Origin of the sequence: Flavobacterium aureirubrum, assembly GCF_038739835.1 — a bacterium.
Lineage (GTDB): Bacteria > Bacteroidota > Bacteroidia > Flavobacteriales > Flavobacteriaceae > Flavobacterium > Flavobacterium aureirubrum.
Window position 1 is genome coordinate 302,433 of sequence record NZ_JBCGDO010000001.1, and the last position, 24,529, is coordinate 326,961.

A 24,529-nucleotide genomic window follows, 5' to 3' on the forward strand; every position below is an offset into this window, starting at 1 on the left:
CCTCTAAACTGCTACTGTTTACTGAATACTAACTTTAGCGCCATTATACAATTTACCTTCTGCCGAAACAATGTATTGCTCGTTAGCCGATAATCCAGACAACACTTCTACTTGATTGCCGAAAGTTTTCCCAATTCGCAACCATCTTAAAATGGCTGTTTTCTCTGTTCCGATAGTATAAATTCCTGTGAGTTGGCCTTGTTTTACCAAGGCACTTTGAGGAACCAAAACTTTATCAGATTGTGTCTCTGTAGTTTGAGGTTTGTTGGAAATTGGAAATTGTACATTCACAAACATTCCAGATAAAACCTTACTTCCGCTGTTATTCAAAGCGACTTTTACTAAATATTGTCCACCAGTATTTTTTGCCGAACCACTTACTTCAACAACTTTACCGGCAACTTCTTTATTCATTGATTTTACTAAAACTTTTACATCCATTCCGTTTTGAATATTGGAAATATCGCTTTCCGAAACCATGGCGGTAACTTGCAATCTTGATGCGCCTTCTATACTTACTAAAGGCATTCCTGGATTTGCCATATCACCTTCTTTGACAAAAGTATTAGTCACTTCGCCCGAAAATGGTGCGGTAATATTAGCATAAGAAAACTGTGCAATTACTTCGTTACGCATTTGTTTTGCGCTTTCTAAACCGGCTTTCGCCATTTCGTAGCGCGATGTAATATCGTCTAACTCTTTTTGCGATGCACTTTGCTGACTGAATAACGCTGTAAATCTTTCATAGTCTTTCTTAGCATTATTGAAAGCTGCTGTCGCTTGTAAAATGGAAGCATCAACTTGCGCTTTTTTGGCTTGTAAATCGGTGTTGTTGATACTCACTAAAAGTTGTCCAGCGGTTACTTTTTGTCCTACTTTGACATTTACTTTGGTTACGAAACCCATCATTCTAGTGGAAACATTGGCACTATTTTCAGCTTCAATTTTTCCGCTTGCGGTAACAAATTCCCCATTAGTATTAGCTGAAATGCCACTTACTTTTACTGGAATTGCCGATTCGTTGTTAGTTATTTCTTTCTTTTCTTTTCCACAAGAAATAAAAAGAATTGAAAGAGTTAGAATTGCTATTGTTGTTTTCATCTTTTTAAAATTGATTTTTGATATTTTAATTTATTTAGTTAAAAATTGTAAATAATGCTTAGTGAAATTATATTCAAAAACCGATTGTGAATACTCTAATTCTTTTTGAATAACCTGGGTTTCAGACAGTAATAAATCGGTTGTTTTTTCTAATCCTTGAGCGAAACGATTTTGACGAATTCTAAAAGCTTCTTGAGATTGTTCAAAAGCTAGTTGTGATAAATTCACTTTGTTTTCGGCATCTTTTAACTGGCGATTGGTTTTATTCAATTCCATTTGGCTTTGTTTTATATATTGTTCTGTTTCGACTTCTGCTTTTTGGAAATCGGCTTTGGCTTTGTCATATTTCCCGATGGATTTGTAACCATCAAAAACATTCCATGATAATTGTGCACCTACCAAATAGCCTTTGGCTGCTGTTCCTAAAAAAGTAGAGTCATACAATTCATAACTTCCGAAAGCGTTCAATCTTGGTAAGAAATTCATTTTGCTCATTTGCATCATTTTTTCAAAGGCTTCAGAAGATTTGTTCATCGCCTGGATGTCTTTTCTATTTTCGGATAATTGGGTATTTATGGCTTCAATTTCGATTGCATTTTCCAATTCTTCAATAGGTTTGTATGTTTTTCCTTTGCTATCTTCATTCAATAGAAAAGCCAAATAATCAGAAGCATTTTGCACATTACTTTTGGCATATTGTAGCTGATTATTTATTTCACCTACTCTTACTTTCACATTTAGTACATCTGTTTTTTGCAATAAGCCTTGTTTAAAATAGTTCTCCACCATTTTCAAATTAGCAGTAGCAGTAGCTTCTGCTTTTTCTAAAACTTTTACCGCTTTATATGTCAATTGGAGTTGCATATATGCCTTGGTAACCTCTAGTATCAGATATTCTTTTGTTCTCTCGGTTTGCAACTGATAAGCCTCCATTTTAGTTTTAGCAGCTTGCCTACCATAAATCCCATCAACATTTATTAAAGGTTGTTGAATTTCAAATTTAGTAGCAAAGTTTTGCGTAACCGCGGGATCATTCAATACTGCGGGATTGAAATCGGCAGGTGTTAAAATTTCCTGATTTAATTTAGAACCAAAAGCCATCAACGGATTAGTTGTTGAAATTCCAGTATAAGACACATTAATATTGGGCAAAAAGAGTGTGTTTGTTTGATTATAATCTGCCTTTGCAGACTGATAGCTTTTTTCGGCTATTTTAATTTGGAGGTTTTTGTCAGCTACTTTTTGGAACAAATCAGATTTAGAAATTGACAAAGTATCTTGACTGTGTCCTGAAAAGTAGACCAAAAGAACTCCCACTAGAACGATTCCCTTTATTTTCTTCATAATAGATTTTATTAATTATAGAGCAAAAATAAAACGGTGAAAAACGGTTGGCAGTAACAAGTGTTACATAGCGACATTTTTTTCAAAAAAATCACTAATCATCACTTCCTAGCTTTAAACATTTCATTTTTAAAGAAGTAAAATCCAATCAAAATAAAAGCCTATATTTGCACCCGAAATAGATTTTGATAAGAAAAAATACTATTTATAATGCTAAAGCAACTCATTAATCTCAATTGATGGGTTTTTATTTTAAAACTATGAATACAAAAAAAATTATCGAGTACCGCTCGTTACTTGGCGTTACTAAAACAGCTACTTTGAAAGAGCTGAAAACTATTTACAGAAATACAATGAAAGATAGCCATCCTGATGCCATTTCGGATGACAATGAACGATTGTTAGCTGAAGAAAAAAGTAAAGAAATTATCGCTGCGTATCATTTTTTAGTAAGTATTGCTCCTGAAACTTTGGAAAAAGACAAAGACGAATACACACGAATTACTTCAAGTGTTAACATTGCCGATTTTTATTATGAAAAAGGCGTTTTGTACATTACTTTTTTAGATGGAAGTTCTTTTGAATATTTTGGTGTTTTACGACCTATTTATATCAAAATGGTGAATGCAGAATCGCCAAGTCGTTTTGCTAGAAGACACATTTACAATCAATACATCTATCGCAGTGCATCTAAATTAGCTGTTGCAGAATAAAAGCGATTAAAAATTAAAATATACGAAAGAGGACTAATTCAGTCCTCTTTTTTTATGTTCTCTTACAGGTAATAACAGGTTTTAATAGTCTTATTAAAATTCACTATAAAGAAATTTGGCATGGCATAAAATTACTAGATGTTTGCAACAAGATGCGTCATAATATATAACAGTGAAATTGAAATTATATAAAAAACAAGAAGGAAAGTATAAGGAAATACAAACGTTATTTGATACCTTTGCTATTATATTTAAATATAATAGAAATGAAAAAATTAATTTTATCTGTCTTTTTGCTACTAGGTTTAGCATTTAGCGCGCAATCACAAGAATTTTCAAAAAACGCTATAGGTTTACGTTTAGGCGGCGATAATGGTTTTGGTACCGAAATTTCGTATCAACGTGGATTATCGAAAGATAATCGTTTGGAACTTAACTTAGGTTGGAGAAATGATAGCAATGATATTGATAATTTTAAACTAGTTGGTTTATACCAATGGGTTTGGGGAATTGATAAAGGGTTTAATTGGTATGCTGGTGTTGGTGGTGGTATCGGTAGCTGGAGTTACAACGGTAACAACAACAACTTTAATAATGGTAATGATAGCGGCATTATTCTTCTTGCTGCAGGAGACATAGGAATTGAGTATAACTTCGATATTCCAATTCAAATTGCACTCGATTTCAGACCGCAAATTTACTTAAATGCTGGTGATTATAGAAATGATGATTTTGGTGGTGATATTGCGTTCTCTATTCGTTATTGTTGGAACTAATAATTAACAAAATAAACTGCAAAACCCGTCTCAAAAAATTAAGACGGGTTTTTTTGTTCAAGTATCAAATAAAAAAAACTGCCTGAAAATTACTTTTCAGACAGTCGGGATTTCCCAATCTACCCATTAAACTTAATTAACTCAAACACTATTCATCAGCGGCAAAAGCCGAATTTTTATCAATACTTACTTTTAAAGTTGTAGCAACACCTTGCTCATTTACCATTGTCATGTTTAACGTATCAAGCTTCGCTAGATTTCTAGAAACCAATCCGTTGAACATATTGTATGAAATATTCATTTCTTTTAAATTCGATAATTTTTCTAAGTCAAAAGGAACTTGACCATCCATTTTATTTTCAAATAAACTTAAAGTTTCAAGTGAAGCAAGATTTGACACTTCGCTTTCCAAACGGCCAGTAAGTTTATTACTATTTAACAACAATGTTTTCAAAGCTGTTAATTGATAATAAGATGATGGTATTTGACCTTTAATTTCATCGTTAAACAATGACAACGTCTCTAGTTTAGACAAGTTACCAATACTTGTTGGTAATACACCCGTTAATCGGTTCATGTGTAACTCAATTGATTTAAGCTCAGCGGCATTTCCAATAGTTTCTGGCAATTGTCATGAAATTTTATTGAAAGCAATACTCAAACTCGTTAATTTGGTCAATTTTCCAATGCTTGAAGGCAAACTACCCGTTAAATCATTTCTAAATAAATTTAAAGTTTCCAACGAACTCAAATCACCTAGTTCATTTGGTAATGTACCAGCAAGATTATTGTTAACTAAATTAATGGAAACCACTTTATCGTTTTTTATTTCCACCCCATACCATGTTGATGCAGGCGACTTTAAATCCCACTTTTTGATCCATTGTGAACCATTAGTTGATTTGTTAAGTTTAATTAAAGCACTTTTTTCTGTAGATGAAATTTCTGCTGTAACAGTAGCAGAAATAAAAAGGAGTGAAACGTAGGTAAAAATTGTTTTCATATCATTTAGTATTTTGGTTTATGACAGAGTAAAACTATATAGAAGTGCGATTAAAAACAAAAATAATCGATAAAATGCATTTATAGTGCTATTTATTACAAATATATCTTACATTTTAGTGTTAAAATATTTGTTTTTTTTAAAAACAGAATTAACTAAATACTTTCTATATTTGATATACCTAATCATAAAACATACAGATATGAACATTAATTTTTTAGCCATTTTATTGGCAGCGTTATCAACTTTAGTTGTGGGATTTATTTGGTATAATTCAAAAGTCTTCGGAACCATTTGGATGAAAGAAGCTGGACTGAAAGAAGAACAGCTGCAAAATTTTAACTTTCTGAAAATGTTTGGTCTTATGATTGTTTATGCATTTTTCATCGCTATCATACTACAATTTTTAGTTATTCATCAGTTTGGTGCTTTTGGAATGATCGGTGGTGATCCTTCAAAAGCAAAACCTTCCTATGAAGTTTTTATGGCTGATTATGGAACCGCTTTCCGAACCTTTAAGCATGGTGCGTTACACGGTTTTATAGCAGGATTGTTAATGATTTTGCCCATTATTGGTACAAATGCACTCTATGAAAGAAAAAGTTTCAAATATGTTCTTGTCACTGCGGGATTTTGGATTGTATGCCTAACAATTATGGGAGGTATTATCTGTACGATGCAATAATTAACATTTTATTATAAACCAATCGCTCTACATTTGTGGAGCGATTATTTCTACTTTTGAAGACAACTACCTATCAAATTTATACTTCTATCTCTCAACTCCCAGATTCTTGGGATCCAGTGGCTCATGATAACGCTTTTTTACAAACACCTTATTTAAAAGTTCTAGAAAATGCAGCGCCTACAAATATGAAATGCTTCTACATCGGCATTTTTCAAAACACTGAACTTGCTGGAGTTGCTTTGTCTCAATATCTTGACTTAAATAAGTTAGAGTCATTTGGTGAAAGAGATAAATGCCTTAAAACCTTTATCCGAAATTTTATATTTAAAAATTTTGCATCTCACGTCCTTTTTTTGGGAAATAACATGATAACAGGGCAAAATTGCTACGCCTTTAATAAACCAATTGATCTTAAAACCATAAGTGACTTACTATTAGAGTGTGCTGATGAAATTAAAAATTATTTCAAAAAACAAAATATTACTATTCACATCATTTCTTTTAAGGATTTTTACCAAGAATATGCTCAACCACTAAAGAAGTTTGGTTTTCAATCGATTTATGAATTTAATACGCAACCCAATATGGTATTTGAGTTGCCAACTCATTGGCATAATGACGAAGATTATATCAAGGCATTTTCTAAAAAATACCGTGACCAATACAAACGCGCGCAAAATAAAATTAAAGGAATTGAAATAAGAGAGTTATCATTAGACGAAGTGATTGCCAACGAAGATAGAATTTATCAATTGTATCGCTACGTGGCAAAAAACGCTCCTTTCAATACGTTCTTTTTAGATAAGCATCACTTTTCTTCTTTTAAACAACAATGTGGCGAACGATTTGTGCTATGTGGCTACTTCTTAAACCAAAAATTGGTAGGTTTTCACACCTTGTTGCTAAACGGAAATGTCTTAGAAACCTATTTCCTTGGCTATGATGACAAAATTCAGAAAGAAAAAATGTTGTACCTAAACATGCTATACAACATGACAAAATTTGGTATCGACCATAAATTTAGAAAAATAATTTTTGGAAGAACCGCCCTAGAAATCAAAAGTTCTATTGGTGCACAACCTGTAGTGATGTCGGGTTTTATTTATCACACTAATAAATGGATTAATAAATTAATGCCTGTCATTTTTCCTAAACTAGAACCAGAGTCAGTGTGGCAACAAAGACATCCCTTTAAATAGATTGAATTTTATGAGCTGTCTATAACGCTACGACTCCTTTTCTCTTAGTAAAATATAGCAACCAAAAACCCCTAAAATAATTTCGCCAATAGTGCCAAGTATAAAAATAGTACTCGGAAGACCGTCAGAAAATAAAGAAATTAACCTGCCCAACGCCAAACCAAACATAAAGCAAACAGTTGAAATCATAGCTGGTTTCCAATACACGGGTTGGAGAATTCCAACAATCCAGAAGGAAGCAAATGCCAAATACAAACCCATAATAGCGCTATAAACATTCAATTCATCAGTGGTATCTAGAGTAACTTCAAAAAGCAAATCGGGACGTAATCCATATACCAAAGCAACAGGAATTACTATACAGGAAGACAAAATAAGAGGTAAATTCTTCATCAATTGCTACATACTTTCAATTTCGCCTTGAACCTGTTCCCAATCTTCTAGTAGTTGGTCCAACGCTGCCTTTTTCTTATTATAAGCCGTAAAAAAATTGGCATTTTCAATGTGTTTATCATAGTTTGATGCTAATTCTTTATCGTCGTTTTGAATGTCGATTTCTAGTTGTTTAATCTGACTTTCAATCTTACTCAATCGGTTTTGTAGTGATTTCCCTTTTTTCTGATCTTCATAGGAAATATTTTTATTCTCCTTGACATTAGTGGTTGCAATCACGTCTTTCTTCTCAATTTCACGCATATTCACTGCGTTTCTTTGTTCCAAGAAAAAGTTGATGTCTCCCAAGTATTCTTTTATTTTTTGATCTTTAAATTCATATACTAAATTAGACATCCCTTGCAAAAAATCCCTGTCATGCGACACTAGTAAAAGTGTTCCCTCATATTTTTGCAAGGCCGCTTTTAAAACGTTTTTCGATTTTATATCTAAATGGTTCGTTGGCTCATCCATCACCAAAACATTGATAGGCTGCAATAACAATTTACACAACGCCAATCGGTTTCTTTCGCCACCAGAAAGCACTTTAACCTTTTTGTCAACATCATCACCGCGAAACAAAAACGAACCCAGCATATCACGAACTCGAGACCGATTGCCGTCAGTAGCCGCGTTTGTCATGGTCTCTAGCAATGTAATTTCGCCATCTAAATATTCCGCTTGATTTTGAGCAAAATAACCCAACTGTACATTGTGTCCCAACTTAATCGTTCCATCATATTGAAATTCATTCACGATAGCTTTGATAAAAGTTGATTTTCCTTGCCCGTTCTGACCCACAAAAGCTATTTTGCTTCCACGTTCTACCAAAAGTGAGATATCTTTCAAGATGGTTTTATCACCATAACTTTTTGTAACATGTTCTGCCTCTATCACCACTTTTCCCGGTGTTTGTGACACAGGAAAAGAAATATTCATTACTGAGTTGTCATCTTCGTCAACTTCAATACGTTCTACTTTGTCCAATTTCTTAATAAGCGATTGCGCCATCGACGCCTTCGATGCTTTGGCTCTAAACTTTTCAATTAACTTCTCGGTCTCTTCAATCTTTTTAGCTTGGTTTTTTTGCGTAGCCAACTGCTTTTCGCGAATTTCTTCTCTCAATACCAAATATTGCGAATAGGGCTTATTAAAATCATAAGCTTTACCCAGCGAAATCTCAATAGTTCTATTAGTCACATTATCCAAAAACATTTTATCGTGAGAAACAATCACCACAACACCCGGAAAATTGCGCAAAAACCCTTCTAACCAAATGATACTCTCAATATCCAAATGATTTGTTGGCTCATCAAGCAACAAAATATCGTTAGACTGTAACAACAATTTAGCCAACTCAATTCGCATCCGCCAGCCGCCAGAAAAAGTATCCGTTTGGTTTTCAAAATCTTCTCTTTTAAAACCCAGCCCCAATAAAATTTTCTCCGTATCGCCCACATAATTATAACCACCAAGCAACTCAAATCGATGCGTATAATCCGATAAATCTTCTATAATTTGAGCATATTCCTCGCTTTCATAATCCGTTCTTGTTACTAAAAGATGATTAATTTGCTCCAGCTTTTTCTCTACCTGTTTAATTTCAGTAAACGCTTCATACGCCTCTTCAAGAACCGTGCGTCCATGCTCAAAATCAATATCCTGACGAAGAAAACCCATCCTCACTTCCTTCTCCGTGGCAATTTGTCCACTATCAGGTTTAAAATCACCCGCCAAAATCTTAAGCATCGTCGATTTTCCAGCACCATTTTTTCCAACCAGTCCCACTCTATCTCCCGACCCCAATCGAAAAGTTACCTCTTCAAAAAGATACGTGCCACCAAAAGAAACCGATAAGTTGTGTATATTTAACATAATAATTTGTTACAAATGTTACATACAAAGGATTTATAAAAACTACCTTTGCATCAGAAAGGAGTACTACTAAAAATACCCCATAAAATTTTTGCAAATGTTAAAAAAAGGATCCAAACTAAATAGTATTTTAACAGGAAGTTGTCCACGCTGCCATCAAGAAAGCATGTATGTCGACCAAAACCCATACCACATCACAAAAGTATACACCATGCACGAAAACTGTAGCCACTGCGGACTACATTATCAAATAGAACCCTCCTTTTTCTACGGCGCCATGTATGTCAGCTACGGTCTAACGGTAGCCATTGGCGTAGCAGCATTTATCATTTCAAAAGTCTTCATTGGTCTCAGCTTAGGACAATCCTTCATAGCAATAATCATAGCCTTAGTAGTCCTAATGCCCGTAACCGCACGATTAGCGCGAAACATATACATCAATATGTTTGTACACTACGAAAAAAACGCAGCAAAAAAATAAGGAGCCAAGCGCTTGCGCACTATAATAATCCCTATTCCTGCTGTCCGTTACAATCTTGCCCAAAAAGGCAAGGATTTCCACTACCATCAGGGCTAAAGAAGAAACCATATTCTCCCACCACAACAAAAAAGCACCACAACAAAAAAAAACCAAAAACAACCACCACCCAAACCACAAAAAAACAAAACAACTTTTAAAAACACCGCGAAATCAAAACACACCCCGAAATCAAAACATACTCAGAAATCAACACACACACCGAAATTAAAACACACCCCGAAATCAAAAAATACATAGAAATCAACACATACTTCGAAAACAAAACACACTTAGAAAATAACACACAACCCGAAACTCTTCCCGCACACCCCGAATCTCAACTTGCATACTCCGAATCTCTTCTCGCACACCCCGAAACGCTGCCCGCACACCCCTAACTCCCAACTTCAAACTCCCAACTCCAAACTTCAAACTTCAAACTCCAAACTTCAAAACCTCCTAATATCAATACTCCTATCAAGCGGCTTTCCATTTTCAATAAAATCAAACAAGTCACGCGCCATACTCGGCGCTAACATCACACCGCGCGTACCAAGACCATTAAGAATGTGAAGGTTTTTATAACCCGGATGAGTTCCAATCAAAGGCCGTCTGTCTTTCACCGTAGGACGAACACCCGCAAAATGCGCTACAATTTCAAAATCACAAGTGATAATTTCTTTTAATTTATCAATCAGTTCCTGCTTTCCTTCATCAGTTACTACACACGTTTTATCCTGCCAATTATAAGTAGCACCCACTTTAAAAAGACCATCACCCAACGGAACAATAAAAACACTGGTATTGATTATAACATCAAGGTCTAGATTAGGCGCTTTAATAATCAACAATTCACCTTTTGTACCATCAAGCGACAAATAATTAAAAAAAGGATTAGCGTGCAGTCCAAAACCTTCAGCAAAAACAATTTGTTTTGCTGATACATCATGATAACTTACGCTATCATCCATAACAGCCAAATCACTATAATTAAAACCAGTCTCAAACAACAATCCCAATCCTTTTAAATACTGATGATAACGCTCTAAAAGAACCACAGTATCCACATAACCCGTGTGCAACACTTCACCATAACCAAAAGGCGAGTCCATACCGCTAAACGTTTTAGTAATTAATGTACTAGAAAGAAATGGCGCCAAGTTAACTTTATCCGACGCAACAAACCAGTTATTCTGCTCTTCAATAGAAAAAAACTTTCGGTAAATAGGCAGTTTAAAATCAAAGTGAACTCCTAGTTTGTCTTCAATCGCTTTATAAAAAACAACTGCTAATTCAAGTTGCGCCTTAGCATTCCATACCTCACTAAATCGTTTCAAAATCACAGGATTGTATAAACCACCTGCTATTCTAGTAGAATTTTGAGAATGATTATCAAAAACAATAAAAGACTTATTATGTTGTAAAAGTGTTTCTGCAAAAGCAATACCAGCCAATCCCGAACCAACAATAATGTAATCTAGCATAACGATAAACTAAAAAAAACTCCCACCATCTTGGTGAGAGTTTTATATTGAACTATGAATTTGCTATTAGTAATTCCACATATCAGACTCAAAACTACGAATTTTTTCTTTAACACGCTCAGACTCCAACAACTGGTTTTGAGCGTTATCTTTCATATAGTCAGCAATAAGTCTATCGCCATAAACATTCTCTTCTTTGTATATTTCACCATGAAAACGACGAGAATTTAACAAATGATCAAATGTAATCGGCATCGCAGAGTTTTTATCATTAAAAGCTTTTGCCTCATGAAGAATATCACGAATCGCTGGGAAATATACCCAAAAAAGATCAATTACGTCAGCATTATCCTTCCCAATTTCCCTTGCTTCTGGCGCAACAGGACAAATAGCCAATAAACGATATTTTAATTCTCCTTGACGTTTGTCAAAATACCAAAACCCTTTTATTTTATATCCAGAAATATAACTAGCATCAAGCTCTTTTTTGTTGATATATTGAGGATCTAAAACCGCTGCAGGAGCAGAAGGCACAGTCTCAGTTACCCAAGTCTTACCTTGTTTCACCCTTCTTGTAGTTGGCTTCGGATAAAACTCATCATAATGGTCATTAATATAATCCTTTCCAGCATCAATCGTATCAGTAAAAGTAAAGGATGAAGCCATATCTTTAAAAGACTTTTTAGTGTTAAAATAATCATCAGAATACACTTCTGTGATAGCACCACTCTTAATATTCTTTATTAAGACATCAAATAAAGAACGTCTTTCTTTACCTACAAAAGCAGTGTCAATAGGATAATACAAAGGAAAATTAATTCTTTCATCAATATCAATTAACTCCCAAACAGTCTTACCCATCAATACATCCCTGTCATGAACATAACCATAAGGTAATGGCTTATCATTGTCAGAAATTAATTGCGCCGGAGTTTTCTTTCCAATTTCATCTGGAGTCTTTGCATTTAGCAAATTAGATTGAGCAAATGAACTAGTGCTCAATACTAAGGCAGATGCCACGAATAAAAGATTTTTAATTTTCATAGTTTTCAAATAAGTTATAGTAGGTATTAATAACTCAATATATTATTGTATTTCGTATACAACCGGAGCTGCATCTTTTGTAATTACGTTAGCGCCACCAACTATCTTAGTTTTAATCTCAGAGATGGTAACTTGGTCACCTCTAGTTGCACGTGCTAAAGCCGCTTTACACTGACTATTAACTCTATCGCCATTAACAATAATTGCGGGTTGACCAGGTACTTTAAATGTAAAACGAGTAACTTGGAAATTCAAATCATACAAGAAGTCTTGTAACTCTGCTGTAACTTGAGATACCTCTAAACGTGATTTAGCACCTTTTAAAACTCCCACTTGTTTTCCAATAGCACCAGCAGGAGCAGGAATATTTTTAATTCTGAATACCTTTTTATCCACAGCAGACTTACCGTCAGCCATTTTCCCCGTAACCGAAACAATTACTTCAGTACCGGAACCTGGATTTAAATTGTATTTTCCACCTTTACCAGTTTTTGTCAATCCAGTTGCAGAGGCAGAAACATCAGAATCAGGAATTCCAGCAAAAGATATAGTCATTGGGTTGTCTAAACCTCTGTACACTACATTCATTTTATCCGCAGAAATGTTAGCAGAATTAGGACGAGGAACGACTACATATTTACCTTCAAATTTTAAAGGCACTGGTTTCCCGTCTTCCATAAAAGAGAATGTACCGTTAATGGTTTTTTCTCCAACACCACCAGCCGTCATAGAGATAATAGCTTGCCCATTCTCAATTTTACCAGGTCCAGAAAAAGACGTTGGAACAGTATTAGCGTCATATTTTCCTAAAACCACTCTACCTTTAACAGTTTCTCCTTCAAAGAATACATTCTTATCTAAAACAACCATAGCTTGGAAGTTTTTTAACGAAGCAGCTTGCGCAATAGTATTACCAATTAAGGCATTGTAAATATCTTGCTCTGTTGAGTGTACATCATTCTCCATACTTGTAAGCTTAGCAATAGAAGCTACAGCAGGAAAACCTTCAAAATGATAATTCAAATACTTTTTAGAAACACCATCACTATCCTTAATGTTATCTAAATTAAATTTAGATTTAACATTATTAATAATAGGCTGGTATTTTACATCATTTCCAAATACAGCTATCAAATCTTTTTTGTACGTTTCTATAGCGGTAATAATTTCTTGACCTTTAGGCGAATAACCATCACCTTTGAACCAATTCTCGTCAATGTAACCACTTTTGTCCATTGCCTCATAAGGTAACTTACCTGTCTTCTCATTTTTCTCAAACTCTTTTGAAACATCATTTTTCAAATTAGCAAGAAAAACATAAAGCTTTTTAGAAATTGCGGCAACTTGATTTGCCTTCTCTAATGGTGCCTTGAAACGCGTAGGATCATCTTCAGCTTTTTGCTCTAAAGTTCCAAATAAACTTTTATTGTATTCTTCTGAAAACTTATTTACACCTTCAAATTTTTCATTCATTAAACCAAACGCGGTTAATACTTCTTTTGACATATTTAATGCCAACATTGCGATGAAAACCAGATACATCAGGTTAATCATCTTCTGTCTAGGGGTTAATTTTCCTCCTGCCATTTTTTCTAATTAGTTTAAATTATTATTTTTTTAAAATATATAGTTATAAAACTAATTATCCTTTGTTACTCATTGCAGAAAGCATTCCACCATACACATTATTCAATGTAGATAAGTTGGAAGTCAACGATTGCATTTGGTCTTTTAATTTAAGATTATTTTCAGCAACTTCATTATTGATTTGAGCATTTCTTTCAGCACTCTGGACCTGAACATGATACAAACCGTTTAGAGTTTCTAATTGAGTTGCTGCTTTAGTCATTTCTTCTGCATATTTTTTAGTTGAAGCTACCGAGTCAACTGTTGGTGAAATAGCTTTGGCAGCTCCTTCAAAATTCTTGATACTATTCCCTAAGCTCGCCATTAGTTCGCCATCAATTTTAGCCTCTTTCAACATTGCATCTAATTTTTGAGACAAAAGACCTTGTGCATCTTTAGGATCTTCTTTTTTAGCCTTCTCTGTCGCTTGACCTCCAGCTAATTCAGGATATACCAAAGACCAATCAAGTTCTTTATCAACAGGATCAAAAGCAGACAGACCAAAGATTAATGCTTCAACTCCTAGTCCTATAATTAACATCGCACTCGCACCTGGCCAGTGTTGAATTTTAAATAATGCTCCTACGATTACAACCGCTGCACCCATACCGTAGGCGAAATTCATAGTTTTTTTGCTTAATAATGCCATAATAATAAAAATTTTAGTTAGTTAGTTTAGTTAATATAATAAATTTAGTTTGAAATTATTTTTTTGGAGCTTTGCCATTTTTAGTTACCTGAGTCCCCATATAATCTTGTACAGTTCTGAAACCAATGTAACTTCTTGCCGTATCGGCATATTCAAAATCTCTAGTACCTACTTGTAAAAAATAAGCAACATCCTTCCATGAACCTCCACGAACCACTTTTCTCATGTTTTTAGAATCTGAAACATTAGGGTTCATCGAAGAACTATATTCATAAGCAGCGGCATCGTATGACTCATCAATCCACTCTGCAACGTTACCAGACATATTATATAAGTTATAACCGTTTGGTTCATAAGATTTTGCCTCTACAGTATACAAAGCTTGGTCGGCTGCGTAATCTCCGCGGTTTGGTTTAAAATTAGCCAAGAAACAACCTCTATCATTTTTAGCATATGGTCCACCCCAAGGATACGTAGCAGATTCTAAACCTCCTCTTGCAGCATACTCCCATTCAGCTTCTGTAGGCAATCTGAAAGCGTTAATCAAGTCCTGCTTCTTCTTTTTAGATTTAATGTATGTATTCTTATTTAAAGTTCTCCACGCACAAAAAGCTTTGGCTTGCTTCCAATTTACACCAACAACAGGATAATCGCCATAAGCTTGGTGCCAAAAATAATCGTTATGCATTGGCTCATTGTAAGAATAAGCGAAATCTTTGATCCAAACCGTAGTATCTGGATACACTTCTTGTTGTTCAGTTCTAATAAATGAACTTCTTTTTCCCGTTTTAGCTTTTGCCGCAGCCTGGATATCCATCCAAGAATATCTAAATTTCAATTTCCTAACATCAATAGTTCGTAAACCATTAAAAGACTCCGCTACTGGTAAATACATCGTATCCATAACTTCCGAGTAGTACTCATCAGGATATTTATTTGTCTCTTTGATTAATTTGACTTTTCTATTTAATCTTCTACCAGCATACGGATCATCATCCGTTCCTACACTATAATAATTTTCGTACATGTACTTATCGTACGGGGTCATTTTCGCTGGATCGGTATCATTAAATGCAAAATCACCAATACTTCCCGCGTTTTTACCACCTTTACCAGAACCAGCAGTTTGACCTACTTCGTCTGCCAGAATAGCTAAACGAACACGTATTGTAGAATCCTTAACCCATTCGACAAATTGACGATATTCGCTGTTTGTTATTTCTGTTTCATCCATGTAAAATGCTCTAACAGTTACAGTTTTTGTAGGCGCATCTTGTACATTAGCTAAATCATCATCTGATTTACCCATAATGAACGATCCACCAGGAATCAATGTCATTCCAAACGGTTTTTCTGGATTCCATTTTTTTCCTTTAACTCCTACTAACTCGCCTTTGTCGCTTGATCCACCGCAGCTTGTTAATAAAGCCAAAAATGATGCGAATGCAATGAACTTCTTCATATATTTTGGGGTTGTTTAATACTTTATTTTTAAGGCCGTAAACCTATTTATTATTTTTTAAAAAAGCAATTAAATACTATTAAATTTTATCACCGACAGAGACTTAATGCTTAAACACGAATCAAAAGTAAAATTAATTTCTATAACAAAAAAATTTGTTATCGATAAAATGCATTTTTTTACGTTAAAATACACTTTTTTTACTTTTTTGTAAGTTTAATGATACAAATAAGCATCGGCACAAAATTAAATCATTATTAAATACTATTTTTTCTTTGTGCTTTCCACCATCTTTCAGGTATTTCTTGGTTACATGCCTCGAGATATTCTTCGTGTGAACAGGGTAATAACGTATTTTTTTTCAATTTATTATATTGCTTAGCAAAATAATTAATCTCAATCCACCACCTATCGGTTTTGTTACTCTTATAAAAAATGAGTTCTTCTGTCTCTAATGGCACTATATATTTAATATAATTTTCTCTGGTACCATATGGATACTCATTAGAGCGGAAATTTACTCCCTCGATAAAATACCAAATAATCTGGGAAATAAGTACGGCTTCCGCCACAGAATTATTATGATTAAAAATACCAAGAGAAGAAACTCTATCGCTTATCCCGGCATATCTTGACAAACCACAAATTTCCTTCCCATCAAATCCGTTTGGTATAAATGAAGTCAAATTTCCTGAACTTGACGATTTAACTGAATTCAAATCAATACTAACGATATCAGCATCACGAAAAACAGGCTCTGAAAGAGAAATGTTACTAGATATTTCTCCTAATCTGTATGCATCAAAATACAACTTTTCTACTAAATCAATTTCTTCTTGAGAATTGTAATAAGTTTGATATCCGATATTACAATAGTTGAATAAGTTATTTGGCTCGTCCAATATAATCTTTGAAAGATAAGAGTCTGCGGTGATTTTATCTTGATGTTTGCCAATGTCTAGCTTACTATCAATAGAAACTAAATTGACCATTTGTTCTAAATCATCATAAGCACGGTACATTGGATAGGTCAAATCTTGTGTTCCACCAATAATTATTGGTATAATTCCTTTTTTTATCAATTTTGACACTACCTTTTGTAAAGCATAAAAAGTATCTTCAAGAGAATTTCCTTGGATTATATCTCCTAAATCAGCTAGTGAACTTTGCCAATTTCCAGGAAAAAGCGCATATAATTCTTTTCTAATAGCTATCAGCTCAACTTCATCAAAGGCTTTAGTGTCTCCGCGATTTTCTAATACTCCAATTATTGCAATTTTAATTTTATCAATATCTGGAAAATCCTTATCTGTATGGAACGAAACCTTGCAACCCAAATGCTGTGTGGATAAACCACTAACAAATTGAATAATTTCACTATCAACTGGTGATAAAAAATCGAATTCCATAACTTACTTCTTTTTTGCTGCTGGTTTTTTTATCCCAGTTTTTTTTGCTACAGGTTTTTTGGCTGTTGGTTTTTTTTCTGGTGTTTTTTTTGCTATCATTTCTTTAACTTGCTCTAAAGTTAACTTTGACGCATCAATATCTTTACTCAATTCGATTTTGATTTTCCCTTTGGTTATTTCTGATCTTCCCCATCGTGCTTTTTGAACCAAAATACCTTCCTCACTCCAGTCATGGATTACTTTATCGATATCTTTTTGTAATTTATCTTCAATTAATTCTGCAACGTCGGATTGCGATAGTTTATCGAAGTTGTATTTTTTATTTACATTAATAAAGATACCGTTCCACTTAAGGAAAGGTCCAAAACGTCCAACACCTTTTTGAACATCCATATTTTTATAGGTTGCTATTGGCGCATCGGCTTTTACTTTTTCATCTATTAGTTCTTGAGCGCGTTCCATGGTAACGTCCAATGGTTCTTCGCCTTTTGGCAAAGAAATGAATTGTTTTCCAAAGCGAACATAAGGACCAAATCGACCGTTGTTTACCTCGATTTCTTCTCCTTTGTATTCACCTAATGATTTTGGTAATAAAAACAACTTCAATGCCTCTTCAAGGGAAATGTTACCCATATTTTGTTCTGGACGTAAGCTTGCAAACTGTTTTTCTTCATCATCTGCATCGCCTATTTGAGCCATTGCACCAAATTTTCCAAGACGAACTAAAACTGTTTTACCCGATTCAGGATGTTTTCCTAGTATTCTTTCTCCGCTTTCTCTGTCGGCGTTTTTCTCTACTTCGATGACATTTGGATGAAACTTATTGTAGAAGTCTTGCATCATTTTTGCCCAGTCGATGTTTCCTTCGGCTATTTCGTCGAAGTCTTGCTCCACTTTGGCAGTGAAATTATAATCTAGAATGGCTTCGAAATTTTTTACTAGAAAGTCGTTTACAATAGTTCCAATGTCTGTTGGTACTAACTTTCCTTTATCTGAACCGGTCATTTCGGTTAACACTTGACTTTTAACTTCGCCACCTTTTAGAATCATTTGATTGTACTTTCGTTCAGTACCTTCAAAACTTCCTTTTTCAATATACGTTCTTGCGATAATAGTCGAAATAGTTGGTGCATAAGTAGAAGGACGACCAATGCCTAATTCTTCTAACTTTTTCACCAAAGCTGCTTCAGTGTAGCGACTTGGTGGTTGCGTGAAACGTTCTCTTGACGTAATTACTGTATTCAATAATTTTTCGTTGACTTTTAAGGCTGGCAACATTCCTTCTTGTTCTTCATCGTCGTCGTCATTTCCTTCAAGGTAAACTTTTAGAAAACCTTCGAATTTGATAACTTCTCCAGTGGCTTGAAAAATTTCGGAATGCTTGTCTGAGCTAATTTTTACGTTGGTTCTCTCTAATTCGGCATCGCTCATTTGTGAAGCCAATGTTCTTTTCCAAATTAAATCATATAAACGCGCTTGGTCTCTATCGATGTTAACGGTATGACGCGACATATCGGTTGGACGAATGGCTTCGTGTGCTTCTTGTGCACCTTTACTTTTCGTGCTGAATGTTCTTGGTTTAGAATATTCTCGACCGTATGATTTAGTGATTTCGGCTTGCGCTGCTGCGGTTGCTTCTTGAGAAAGATTCACACTATCGGTTCTCATATAAGTAATCAATCCGGCTTCGTACAGACGTTGTGCTAACTGCATCGTGATTCCTACAGGAAGGTATAATTTACGGGCAGATTCTTGTTGTAAGGTTGACGTAGTAAACGGAGCAGCAGGTGATTTTTTTGTTGGTTTGGTTTCTAAATCGGCTACTTTATAAGTAGAACCGATGTTTTTGTTTAGAAAATCTTCGGCTTCTTTTTTAGTGGTGAAGTTTTTTGGCAATTTGGCTTTCACCACTTTTCCAGCTTCGTTGGTAAACTCAGCTGTAACTGAATAGGATGCTACTGCTTTGAATTCTTGGATTTCTCTTTCGCGTTCTACTATTAAACGTACTGAAACCGATTGTACTCGACCGGCAGACAATCCGCCTTTTACTTTTTTCCACAAGACAGGTGACAATTCGTATCCTACTAAACGGTCTAAAACTCTGCGAGCTTGTTGTGCATTTACTAAATTATAATCAATTTCACGAGGATTATCAATGGCTTTTAGTATGGCGTTTTTAGTGATTTCGTGAAAAACAATTCTTTTGGTTTTGGCTTTGTCTAGTTTTAGTTCTTCCGCTAAGTGCCAAGAGATGGCTTCTCCTTCGCGGTCTTCATCGGAAGCTAACCACACCATATCGGCAGACTTGGCTAGTCCTTTTAGCTTGGTAACCAATGCTTTTTTATCGGCAGAAACTTCGTATTTTGGTTTAAAACCATTTAAAACATCTACTCCTATTTCTTTGGAAGGCAAGTCGGCAATGTGACCGTAACTTGATTCAACTTGGTAGTCTTTTCCTAGAAATTTTTCGATTGTTTTTGCTTTTGCTGGTGACTCTACGATAACTAAATTCTTTGCCATACTTGATTGTTTGTGTGGACAAATGTAAATGTTTTTTTTAAAAAATGATTTTATGTAGAAAAATTAGCCAATATCATGGTTAAGATTTTTTGAAATGAGGAAAACTTTTAAATTAATACTTTTCAACCATAATAAAGAAATCACTTAAAGAAATTTCAAAGTAATCACATATTTTAGAAAGTGTTGCTACAGAAATATTTTGTTTTCCTTGTTCTATTCTTGCCAAATGTATGCCTGTATCAAAATAGAAAACCTCGAGGGTAATGGTTCTCTCTTTGCGTAATTGTTTGATACAAATAACTATTCGTTGAGTTAGTTCACTATTTTGCAGTTGTTTTGGCATGATACCAAATTGAACATTGCTATTGAAAAAAATAATTACATATTTGTCATTGTTTTGATTTTTTTTGTAAGTTTGGGTTTATTAATTAATCAACAAAACTTATGAGTTACATAATAAAAAACTCTACATTTCGAAAAAAAAGAATACAAAAAAACAGGTGCTTTTGTATAGTTGGGTAGCAAATTCATTATTCAAATTTGTAAAACAATAAATATAGAAAAGGTACGTTAATATATTATTTGGCCAATAATTGAGGGATTTCTTTGTTACCCAAAATAAAAACAGAGTAGGAAAATCTTGCATGCCTAACAAAAGAGGAAGAAAAAAATTTAAATTTTAATCTATAAAAAAATGAAAAAAGTAATTTTTGGCTTTATTGCCACAGCAATGTTTTCAACAGTAAGTTTTGCAAACACTCCAGCTTTAGAAAATGAAATTAATTTGAAGAAGGAAAATCAAATTGTTACTGTTGAAAATGAAAACAAAGAAGAAAGTGAAAGTTCGAAAGCAAAAACAAATGAAACTCTTTGCGTAATGACTTGTTCTTTTGATCTTGGTGATGGTCTTGTTATAACTGCATCTGCAGGCAATTTTCTCATGTCATGTGAAAAAGCATTGTCAAGATGTATTGATAAATTAATAAAATCTATTGGATAGACTAATACCTTTTTTAACGAGGGTGTCTAAAAAGTATAGACTCTGTTATTCCGAATTTATATCGGAATTTAAAAATTATTGATAATTAAATATTTTTAGAAGCTGAAATAAGTCAGCTTGACAAGATTAGAACTTTTTGGACAACCTCGTTTAATTAATAATCCCAAAAAAATGAACTATATAAAATACCTTTTATTTTTATTTTTAAGTAATTTAGGTGCACAAAATATTGAAATCGACTTTATTTCAATAGAAAACACCAGTAATGTAATATCTTCAACGAAAACCAACTACAAATTAATATTAAAAGATAGTGCTTCTTGCTATTTCAATACTCTGAAAGACGAGAGTCAATTTATTTATGGAAATAATGCTTTTGATAAAAAACAAGTTAAAGATGTTACACAAATAAAATTAAGTGACAATCATTTTGGCATAATTAAAGATGATTTTTTTTACAAAAATTTTATAAAAGACACTCTTATTTACAATGAAATTATATCAAATGAGAAAATTTACGTGGGCGAGAAAAATAATATATTTTCATGGGAAATTAAACCTAGTTCAGACACACTAGTGTTAGGATTTAGATGTCAAAAAGCAATTACAAAATTTAGAGGTCGAACATACGAAGCAACTTTTTCATCTGAACTTGCACCTTATGGCGGTCCTTGGAAATTTGATGGTTTACCTGGTCTTATTATTAGTGTTAAAAGTTTGGACAATTATTTTATAATATTTCCAGTTAAAATAGTAGTAAATAAAAAGGAACCTTTAATTTGCGAAAACATATATAAAGAAAAAAAAATTATTAGTTGGAATGAATTTAAAAAAATGTTTAAAGAAAACATGGAAAGAAAACTAAAAATGCTTAGGTCTAAATCAGAAAATGGGGAAGGAGGAAGTATAAAAATAGGTGATAAAATAGAAGATTTAGAAATACCAGAAATGAAATTTTAATGAAGAATTTAGTTTGTCTGCTTATCCTTTTTCCGTTATTTACAATTGCACAAACATTAAAAGGTAGTATTAAAGATAGTAGTGGCAACTCAATACCATTTGCAAATATCTTAATAAAAGAAAATGAAAATCCATCAATTATAGTTGAGTATACTTATGCACGAAATGGAAAATTCATTACAATTCTTAAAAAAAAATATCAAACAATATTAGTTGAAGTTACTTCTCAAGAATATTATAACGAAACATTTATAATTCAAAATCCAAATATAGAGGATACATATTCGATAGATTTTATTCTACAAAAACAAAATATAACCGAACTCAAAGAAGTTGTTGTAGTTTCCGAAAAAAAATCATATTCAATTAAAAAAGACACCTTGACCTATAATATTGATAAATACAAAGACCCAACTGATAAAAAAGTTCAAGATGTTTTAAAAAGATTACCCGGTATAGAAGTAAATGAAAAGTCGGGAGAGATAAAATATAAAGGAAAATCTGTTGAAACAGTCACACTCGATGGAGACAATCTGTTTGGGTATAATTATAGTTTGGGTACAAAAAACATAAACATCGATATGCTTGAACAAGTACAAGCTATCGATAATTACTCTGAAAATCCATTACTAAAAGGAATTGAAGGCGGAGAAAAAGTATCTTTAAATTTAAAACTTAAAAAAGGGAAAACAGATTATTCAGGCGATATTGATTTTGGCTTAGGATTAAACAGTGATTTAAATTTAGTAAACAACTCAAATGCAAATATACTTGGCATTTCTAAAAACTATAAATCTTTTGGCACAATGACCTATAATAATATTGGTATAAACCATTCCCCTTTCGACTATTTTTCTTCCAATAAAAGTATTGAACAACAAAAAGAAAAAGATTTAGTAACACACAAAATAATTTCAGAAACATTGTTTAATAATGGAATTGATGATGAAAGAGCCAACATCAATAATATGTTTTTTTCAAATTACAATAGTATTTTTAAAGTAAACAAACGTCTCTCTATTAGAACAAATTTGTATTACATAAACGACAATATAAAATTAAATCAACTAAATACAACCGAAAATAAAATTCAAAACGAAACATTAATCACATCCGATGATTTCAATACTACTAAAAAACCACAATTCTATAGAGGTGATGTTGAACTAAAATACAACACTTCAAAAAATTCATTACTAGAATATAATACAAAGTTTAGCTATGAAAACATAAAATCCAATTCTTCCATAACAGCAAATCAAATAAATTCTTTTAAATCAAATCTAAAATCCGAAAGCATTTTCTTTAATCATAGAATTCTCTACACGAATAAACTTAACAACAATAAAGCAATACAAATACAATTAAACCAAGCTTACAGCAACATTCCTCAAAATCTGTTACTTAATAATCAAAACACTTCAATTATTGAAGAACAAAATAGTAATTTCAAAAAGAATTTCTTGGATGCAATAGTTATTTTATTAGGTAATAAATCAAAATTTAAATATTCATTTTCAACAGGAGCAACCTACGAAAACACAGATTATAACTCTATAAATAATTCAAATCAAACAGCCACAAATTTTAATAGCCCTAACTATTTTGAAAAATCTATTTATGCGCTTGGTTCAATTAATTATAGATTAAATAATTGGTCAATAATGCCTTTATTCTCAATTAAAAATTTAAATCAACAATTAAATGACACTCAAAATTTAAATAAAAAATCAAAATCAGATTTTTTGTTTGAACCTTCATTTACTATAAGATACACTATTAATAACAAATCATTCATTTCATCAAAAGCCAGTTTATCTCAAACTCCATTTTCAGAAGAATACATTTTTATAAATCCAATAATAACAAACAATCGAATAAAAATAGCAAATACACCAACTCTTGAAATTCAAAAAACACAAATCTATAGTTTAAACTATTATAATAATAACTTATACAAACAATTTTTCATGAGTATTGGTATTAGTTATCAAAAATGCAATGGCAACTATTTTTCAAATTTTTTAATCAATGAAAATGAGACTATTTTAAATAACTTCTATCTCAATGAAAAAAATGATAATTTAAACTTAATTCTATCAACAGAAAAGTTTATTAATGAACTGTCCACAACTTTAAAATTTACTTCATCAGTATCAAAATCCAACTATAAGAACATTGTAAACACCTCTGATTTAAGAAATAACACCAGTAACAACGTATCTAATGAGTTGACTATTAGTACTGCATTTAACACCAAAATTAATTTTGAAAATCAATCAAACTATCTATATTCATCAAACAAATCTGAAAATAATAGTTCTATCAACAATAAAATGTTTACAAATGCACTAAAAATAAAATACAAACACTCGTCATCCATCTTTTATGTAATTAATGGAGATTATTTCATGCCTAATACAAATAACACCAGTAATGATTATTTATTTCTTGACTTTAGCGTTATTTATAAACCTAAAGGAAAAAAATATGAATTCAATTTAATTGGTAAAAACCTTTTGAATAATACTATTTTTTCACAAATACAAACCGCCGATTTTTCTATTAGCACACTACAAAACAACCTCATTTCAAGATATGTTTTTCTTAATTTCACATATAATCTTTAAATAAATTTAGCTTTATTTTTTACAAACAAGCTAAAACTATGGATTCAAATCAGCAATACGAATTCCAAGTCCGCTAAATTCTTTCACCTCCAAA

The 24,529-nt window shown here is 32.9% G+C and carries 22 protein-coding genes; 8 read left to right on the top strand and 14 right to left on the bottom strand.

Annotation, left to right across the window (positions count from 1 at the left end; genetic code table 11):
• Positions 1-18: 18 nt before the first annotated feature.
• Both WFZ85_RS01350 and WFZ85_RS01355 read right to left on the bottom strand, forming a co-directional pair.
• The gene (locus tag WFZ85_RS01350; RefSeq protein WP_342694482.1) at positions 19-1,101 is read right to left on the bottom strand and encodes an efflux RND transporter periplasmic adaptor subunit; all 1,083 of its coding nucleotides are present in this window, start codon (positions 1,099-1,101) and stop codon (positions 19-21) included.
• A 30-nt stretch (positions 1,102-1,131) separates the two neighbouring features.
• A complete protein-coding gene (locus WFZ85_RS01355) occupies positions 1,132-2,445 on the bottom strand; it encodes a TolC family protein (RefSeq protein WP_342694483.1) in 1,314 nt (437 codons plus the stop codon).
• 260 nt (positions 2,446-2,705) lie between these two features.
• Between WFZ85_RS01355 and WFZ85_RS01360 the strand changes: the two genes are divergently transcribed.
• A complete protein-coding gene (locus WFZ85_RS01360) occupies positions 2,706-3,158 on the top strand; it encodes a KTSC domain-containing protein (protein ID WP_342694484.1) in 453 nt (150 codons plus the stop codon).
• Positions 3,159-3,424: 266 nt separating this feature from the next.
• Positions 3,425-3,934 (top strand): hypothetical protein, encoded by a 510-nt coding sequence (locus WFZ85_RS01365; protein ID WP_342694485.1) that lies wholly within the window; start codon positions 3,425-3,427, stop codon positions 3,932-3,934.
• A 148-nt stretch (positions 3,935-4,082) separates the two neighbouring features.
• Here WFZ85_RS01365 and WFZ85_RS01370 read toward each other — a convergent pair whose 3' ends face one another.
• Both WFZ85_RS01370 and WFZ85_RS01375 read right to left on the bottom strand, forming a co-directional pair.
• Positions 4,083-4,562 carry a leucine-rich repeat domain-containing protein gene (locus WFZ85_RS01370; protein ID WP_342694486.1) on the bottom strand — a complete coding sequence of 160 codons (480 nt, stop codon included), beginning with the start codon at positions 4,560-4,562 and terminating at the stop codon, positions 4,083-4,085.
• Between the two features lie 3 nt (positions 4,563-4,565).
• Positions 4,566-4,937 (bottom strand): leucine-rich repeat domain-containing protein, encoded by a 372-nt coding sequence (locus WFZ85_RS01375; protein ID WP_342694487.1) that lies wholly within the window; start codon positions 4,935-4,937, stop codon positions 4,566-4,568.
• Between the two features lie 202 nt (positions 4,938-5,139).
• On the opposite strand from WFZ85_RS01375, the gene WFZ85_RS01380 reads away from it, so the two are divergent.
• Both WFZ85_RS01380 and WFZ85_RS01385 read left to right on the top strand, forming a co-directional pair.
• A complete protein-coding gene (locus WFZ85_RS01380) occupies positions 5,140-5,622 on the top strand; it encodes a DUF1761 domain-containing protein (protein WP_342694488.1) in 483 nt (160 codons plus the stop codon).
• 56 nt (positions 5,623-5,678) lie between these two features.
• Positions 5,679-6,824, top strand: a complete 1,146-nt coding sequence (locus WFZ85_RS01385) for a GNAT family N-acetyltransferase (RefSeq protein WP_342694489.1) — start codon at positions 5,679-5,681, stop codon at positions 6,822-6,824.
• Positions 6,825-6,851: 27 nt separating this feature from the next.
• Here WFZ85_RS01385 and WFZ85_RS01390 read toward each other — a convergent pair whose 3' ends face one another.
• Together WFZ85_RS01390 and WFZ85_RS01395 are read right to left on the bottom strand one after the other, a co-directional pair.
• Positions 6,852-7,217, bottom strand: coding sequence for a DUF4345 domain-containing protein (locus WFZ85_RS01390; RefSeq protein ID WP_342694490.1), 366 nt, complete (start codon positions 7,215-7,217; stop codon positions 6,852-6,854).
• 6 nt (positions 7,218-7,223) lie between these two features.
• Positions 7,224-9,131: an ABC-F family ATP-binding cassette domain-containing protein gene (locus WFZ85_RS01395; protein ID WP_342694491.1), complete on the bottom strand. Its 1,908-nt coding sequence runs from the start codon at positions 9,129-9,131 to the stop codon at positions 7,224-7,226.
• A gap of 97 nt (positions 9,132-9,228) precedes the next feature.
• Here WFZ85_RS01395 and WFZ85_RS01400 point away from each other — a divergent pair, with 97 nt between their 5' ends.
• Complete coding sequence (locus WFZ85_RS01400; RefSeq protein WP_342694492.1) at positions 9,229-9,612, top strand: DUF983 domain-containing protein; 384 nt, start codon at positions 9,229-9,231, stop codon at positions 9,610-9,612.
• Between the two features lie 488 nt (positions 9,613-10,100).
• Here WFZ85_RS01400 and WFZ85_RS01405 read toward each other — a convergent pair whose 3' ends face one another.
• From WFZ85_RS01405 to WFZ85_RS01440, 8 genes are all read right to left on the bottom strand, one after another.
• Positions 10,101-11,135, bottom strand: coding sequence for an NAD(P)/FAD-dependent oxidoreductase (locus tag WFZ85_RS01405; RefSeq protein WP_342694493.1), 1,035 nt, complete (start codon positions 11,133-11,135; stop codon positions 10,101-10,103).
• Positions 11,136-11,201: 66 nt separating this feature from the next.
• A complete protein-coding gene (gene porN, locus WFZ85_RS01410; protein WP_342694494.1) occupies positions 11,202-12,179 on the bottom strand; it encodes a type IX secretion system ring subunit PorN/GldN in 978 nt (325 codons plus the stop codon).
• Between the two features lie 42 nt (positions 12,180-12,221).
• Positions 12,222-13,766 (bottom strand): type IX secretion system motor protein PorM/GldM, encoded by a 1,545-nt coding sequence (gene porM, locus WFZ85_RS01415; RefSeq protein ID WP_342694495.1) that lies wholly within the window; start codon positions 13,764-13,766, stop codon positions 12,222-12,224.
• A 55-nt stretch (positions 13,767-13,821) separates the two neighbouring features.
• The gene (gene porL, locus WFZ85_RS01420) at positions 13,822-14,454 is read right to left on the bottom strand and encodes a type IX secretion system motor protein PorL/GldL (protein ID WP_342694496.1); all 633 of its coding nucleotides are present in this window, start codon (positions 14,452-14,454) and stop codon (positions 13,822-13,824) included.
• Between the two features lie 55 nt (positions 14,455-14,509).
• Positions 14,510-15,916, bottom strand: a complete 1,407-nt coding sequence (gene porK / locus WFZ85_RS01425; RefSeq protein WP_342694497.1) for a T9SS ring complex lipoprotein PorK/GldK — start codon at positions 15,914-15,916, stop codon at positions 14,510-14,512.
• Between the two features lie 257 nt (positions 15,917-16,173).
• Positions 16,174-17,325, bottom strand: a complete 1,152-nt coding sequence (locus tag WFZ85_RS01430; RefSeq protein ID WP_342694498.1) for a formimidoylglutamase — start codon at positions 17,323-17,325, stop codon at positions 16,174-16,176.
• Between the two features lie 3 nt (positions 17,326-17,328).
• A complete protein-coding gene (gene topA, locus WFZ85_RS01435; protein ID WP_342694499.1) occupies positions 17,329-19,845 on the bottom strand; it encodes a type I DNA topoisomerase in 2,517 nt (838 codons plus the stop codon).
• A 112-nt stretch (positions 19,846-19,957) separates the two neighbouring features.
• The gene (locus WFZ85_RS01440) at positions 19,958-20,188 is read right to left on the bottom strand and encodes a helix-turn-helix domain-containing protein (protein WP_342694500.1); all 231 of its coding nucleotides are present in this window, start codon (positions 20,186-20,188) and stop codon (positions 19,958-19,960) included.
• Between the two features lie 351 nt (positions 20,189-20,539).
• Between WFZ85_RS01440 and WFZ85_RS01445 the strand changes: the two genes are divergently transcribed.
• The 3 genes from WFZ85_RS01445 (at position 20,540) to WFZ85_RS01455 (ending at position 24,435) form a co-directional block, all read left to right on the top strand.
• The gene (locus tag WFZ85_RS01445) at positions 20,540-20,845 is read left to right on the top strand and encodes a hypothetical protein (protein WP_342694501.1); all 306 of its coding nucleotides are present in this window, start codon (positions 20,540-20,542) and stop codon (positions 20,843-20,845) included.
• 117 nt (positions 20,846-20,962) lie between these two features.
• Positions 20,963-21,805 carry a GLPGLI family protein gene (locus tag WFZ85_RS01450; RefSeq protein WP_342694502.1) on the top strand — a complete coding sequence of 281 codons (843 nt, stop codon included), beginning with the start codon at positions 20,963-20,965 and terminating at the stop codon, positions 21,803-21,805.
• Positions 21,805-24,435 carry a hypothetical protein gene (locus WFZ85_RS01455; protein ID WP_342694503.1) on the top strand — a complete coding sequence of 877 codons (2,631 nt, stop codon included), beginning with the start codon at positions 21,805-21,807 and terminating at the stop codon, positions 24,433-24,435. Before WFZ85_RS01450 ends, WFZ85_RS01455 begins: the two co-directional genes overlap by 1 nt.
• The last annotated feature ends 94 nt before the right edge of the window (positions 24,436-24,529 follow it).

What these genes read in the sequence shown, in the direction of transcription:
- WFZ85_RS01380 (WP_342694488.1), top strand. Translation starts at nt 5,140, where the DNA reads ATGAACATTAATTTTTTAGCCATTTTATTGGCAGCGTTATCAACTTTA.
- WFZ85_RS01440 (WP_342694500.1), bottom strand. Translation starts at nt 20,188, where the DNA reads ATGCCAAAACAACTGCAAAATAGTGAACTAACTCAACGAATAGTTATT.
- WFZ85_RS01355 (WP_342694483.1), bottom strand. Translation starts at nt 2,445, where the DNA reads ATGAAGAAAATAAAGGGAATCGTTCTAGTGGGAGTTCTTTTGGTCTAC.
- porM (WP_342694495.1), bottom strand. Translation starts at nt 13,766, where the DNA reads ATGGCAGGAGGAAAATTAACCCCTAGACAGAAGATGATTAACCTGATG.
- porN (WP_342694494.1), bottom strand. Translation starts at nt 12,179, where the DNA reads ATGAAAATTAAAAATCTTTTATTCGTGGCATCTGCCTTAGTATTGAGC.
- WFZ85_RS01395 (WP_342694491.1), bottom strand. Translation starts at nt 9,131, where the DNA reads ATGTTAAATATACACAACTTATCGGTTTCTTTTGGTGGCACGTATCTT.
- WFZ85_RS01445 (WP_342694501.1), top strand. Translation starts at nt 20,540, where the DNA reads ATGAAAAAAGTAATTTTTGGCTTTATTGCCACAGCAATGTTTTCAACA.
- WFZ85_RS01400 (WP_342694492.1), top strand. Translation starts at nt 9,229, where the DNA reads ATGTTAAAAAAAGGATCCAAACTAAATAGTATTTTAACAGGAAGTTGT.
- WFZ85_RS01375 (WP_342694487.1), bottom strand. Translation starts at nt 4,937, where the DNA reads ATGAAAACAATTTTTACCTACGTTTCACTCCTTTTTATTTCTGCTACT.
- WFZ85_RS01405 (WP_342694493.1), bottom strand. Translation starts at nt 11,135, where the DNA reads ATGCTAGATTACATTATTGTTGGTTCGGGATTGGCTGGTATTGCTTTT.
- WFZ85_RS01360 (WP_342694484.1), top strand. Translation starts at nt 2,706, where the DNA reads ATGAATACAAAAAAAATTATCGAGTACCGCTCGTTACTTGGCGTTACT.
- WFZ85_RS01390 (WP_342694490.1), bottom strand. Translation starts at nt 7,217, where the DNA reads ATGAAGAATTTACCTCTTATTTTGTCTTCCTGTATAGTAATTCCTGTT.
- WFZ85_RS01455 (WP_342694503.1), top strand. Translation starts at nt 21,805, where the DNA reads ATGAAGAATTTAGTTTGTCTGCTTATCCTTTTTCCGTTATTTACAATT.
- WFZ85_RS01430 (WP_342694498.1), bottom strand. Translation starts at nt 17,325, where the DNA reads ATGGAATTCGATTTTTTATCACCAGTTGATAGTGAAATTATTCAATTT.
- topA (WP_342694499.1), bottom strand. Translation starts at nt 19,845, where the DNA reads ATGGCAAAGAATTTAGTTATCGTAGAGTCACCAGCAAAAGCAAAAACA.
- porL (WP_342694496.1), bottom strand. Translation starts at nt 14,454, where the DNA reads ATGGCATTATTAAGCAAAAAAACTATGAATTTCGCCTACGGTATGGGT.
- WFZ85_RS01350 (WP_342694482.1), bottom strand. Translation starts at nt 1,101, where the DNA reads ATGAAAACAACAATAGCAATTCTAACTCTTTCAATTCTTTTTATTTCT.
- porK (WP_342694497.1), bottom strand. Translation starts at nt 15,916, where the DNA reads ATGAAGAAGTTCATTGCATTCGCATCATTTTTGGCTTTATTAACAAGC.
- WFZ85_RS01365 (WP_342694485.1), top strand. Translation starts at nt 3,425, where the DNA reads ATGAAAAAATTAATTTTATCTGTCTTTTTGCTACTAGGTTTAGCATTT.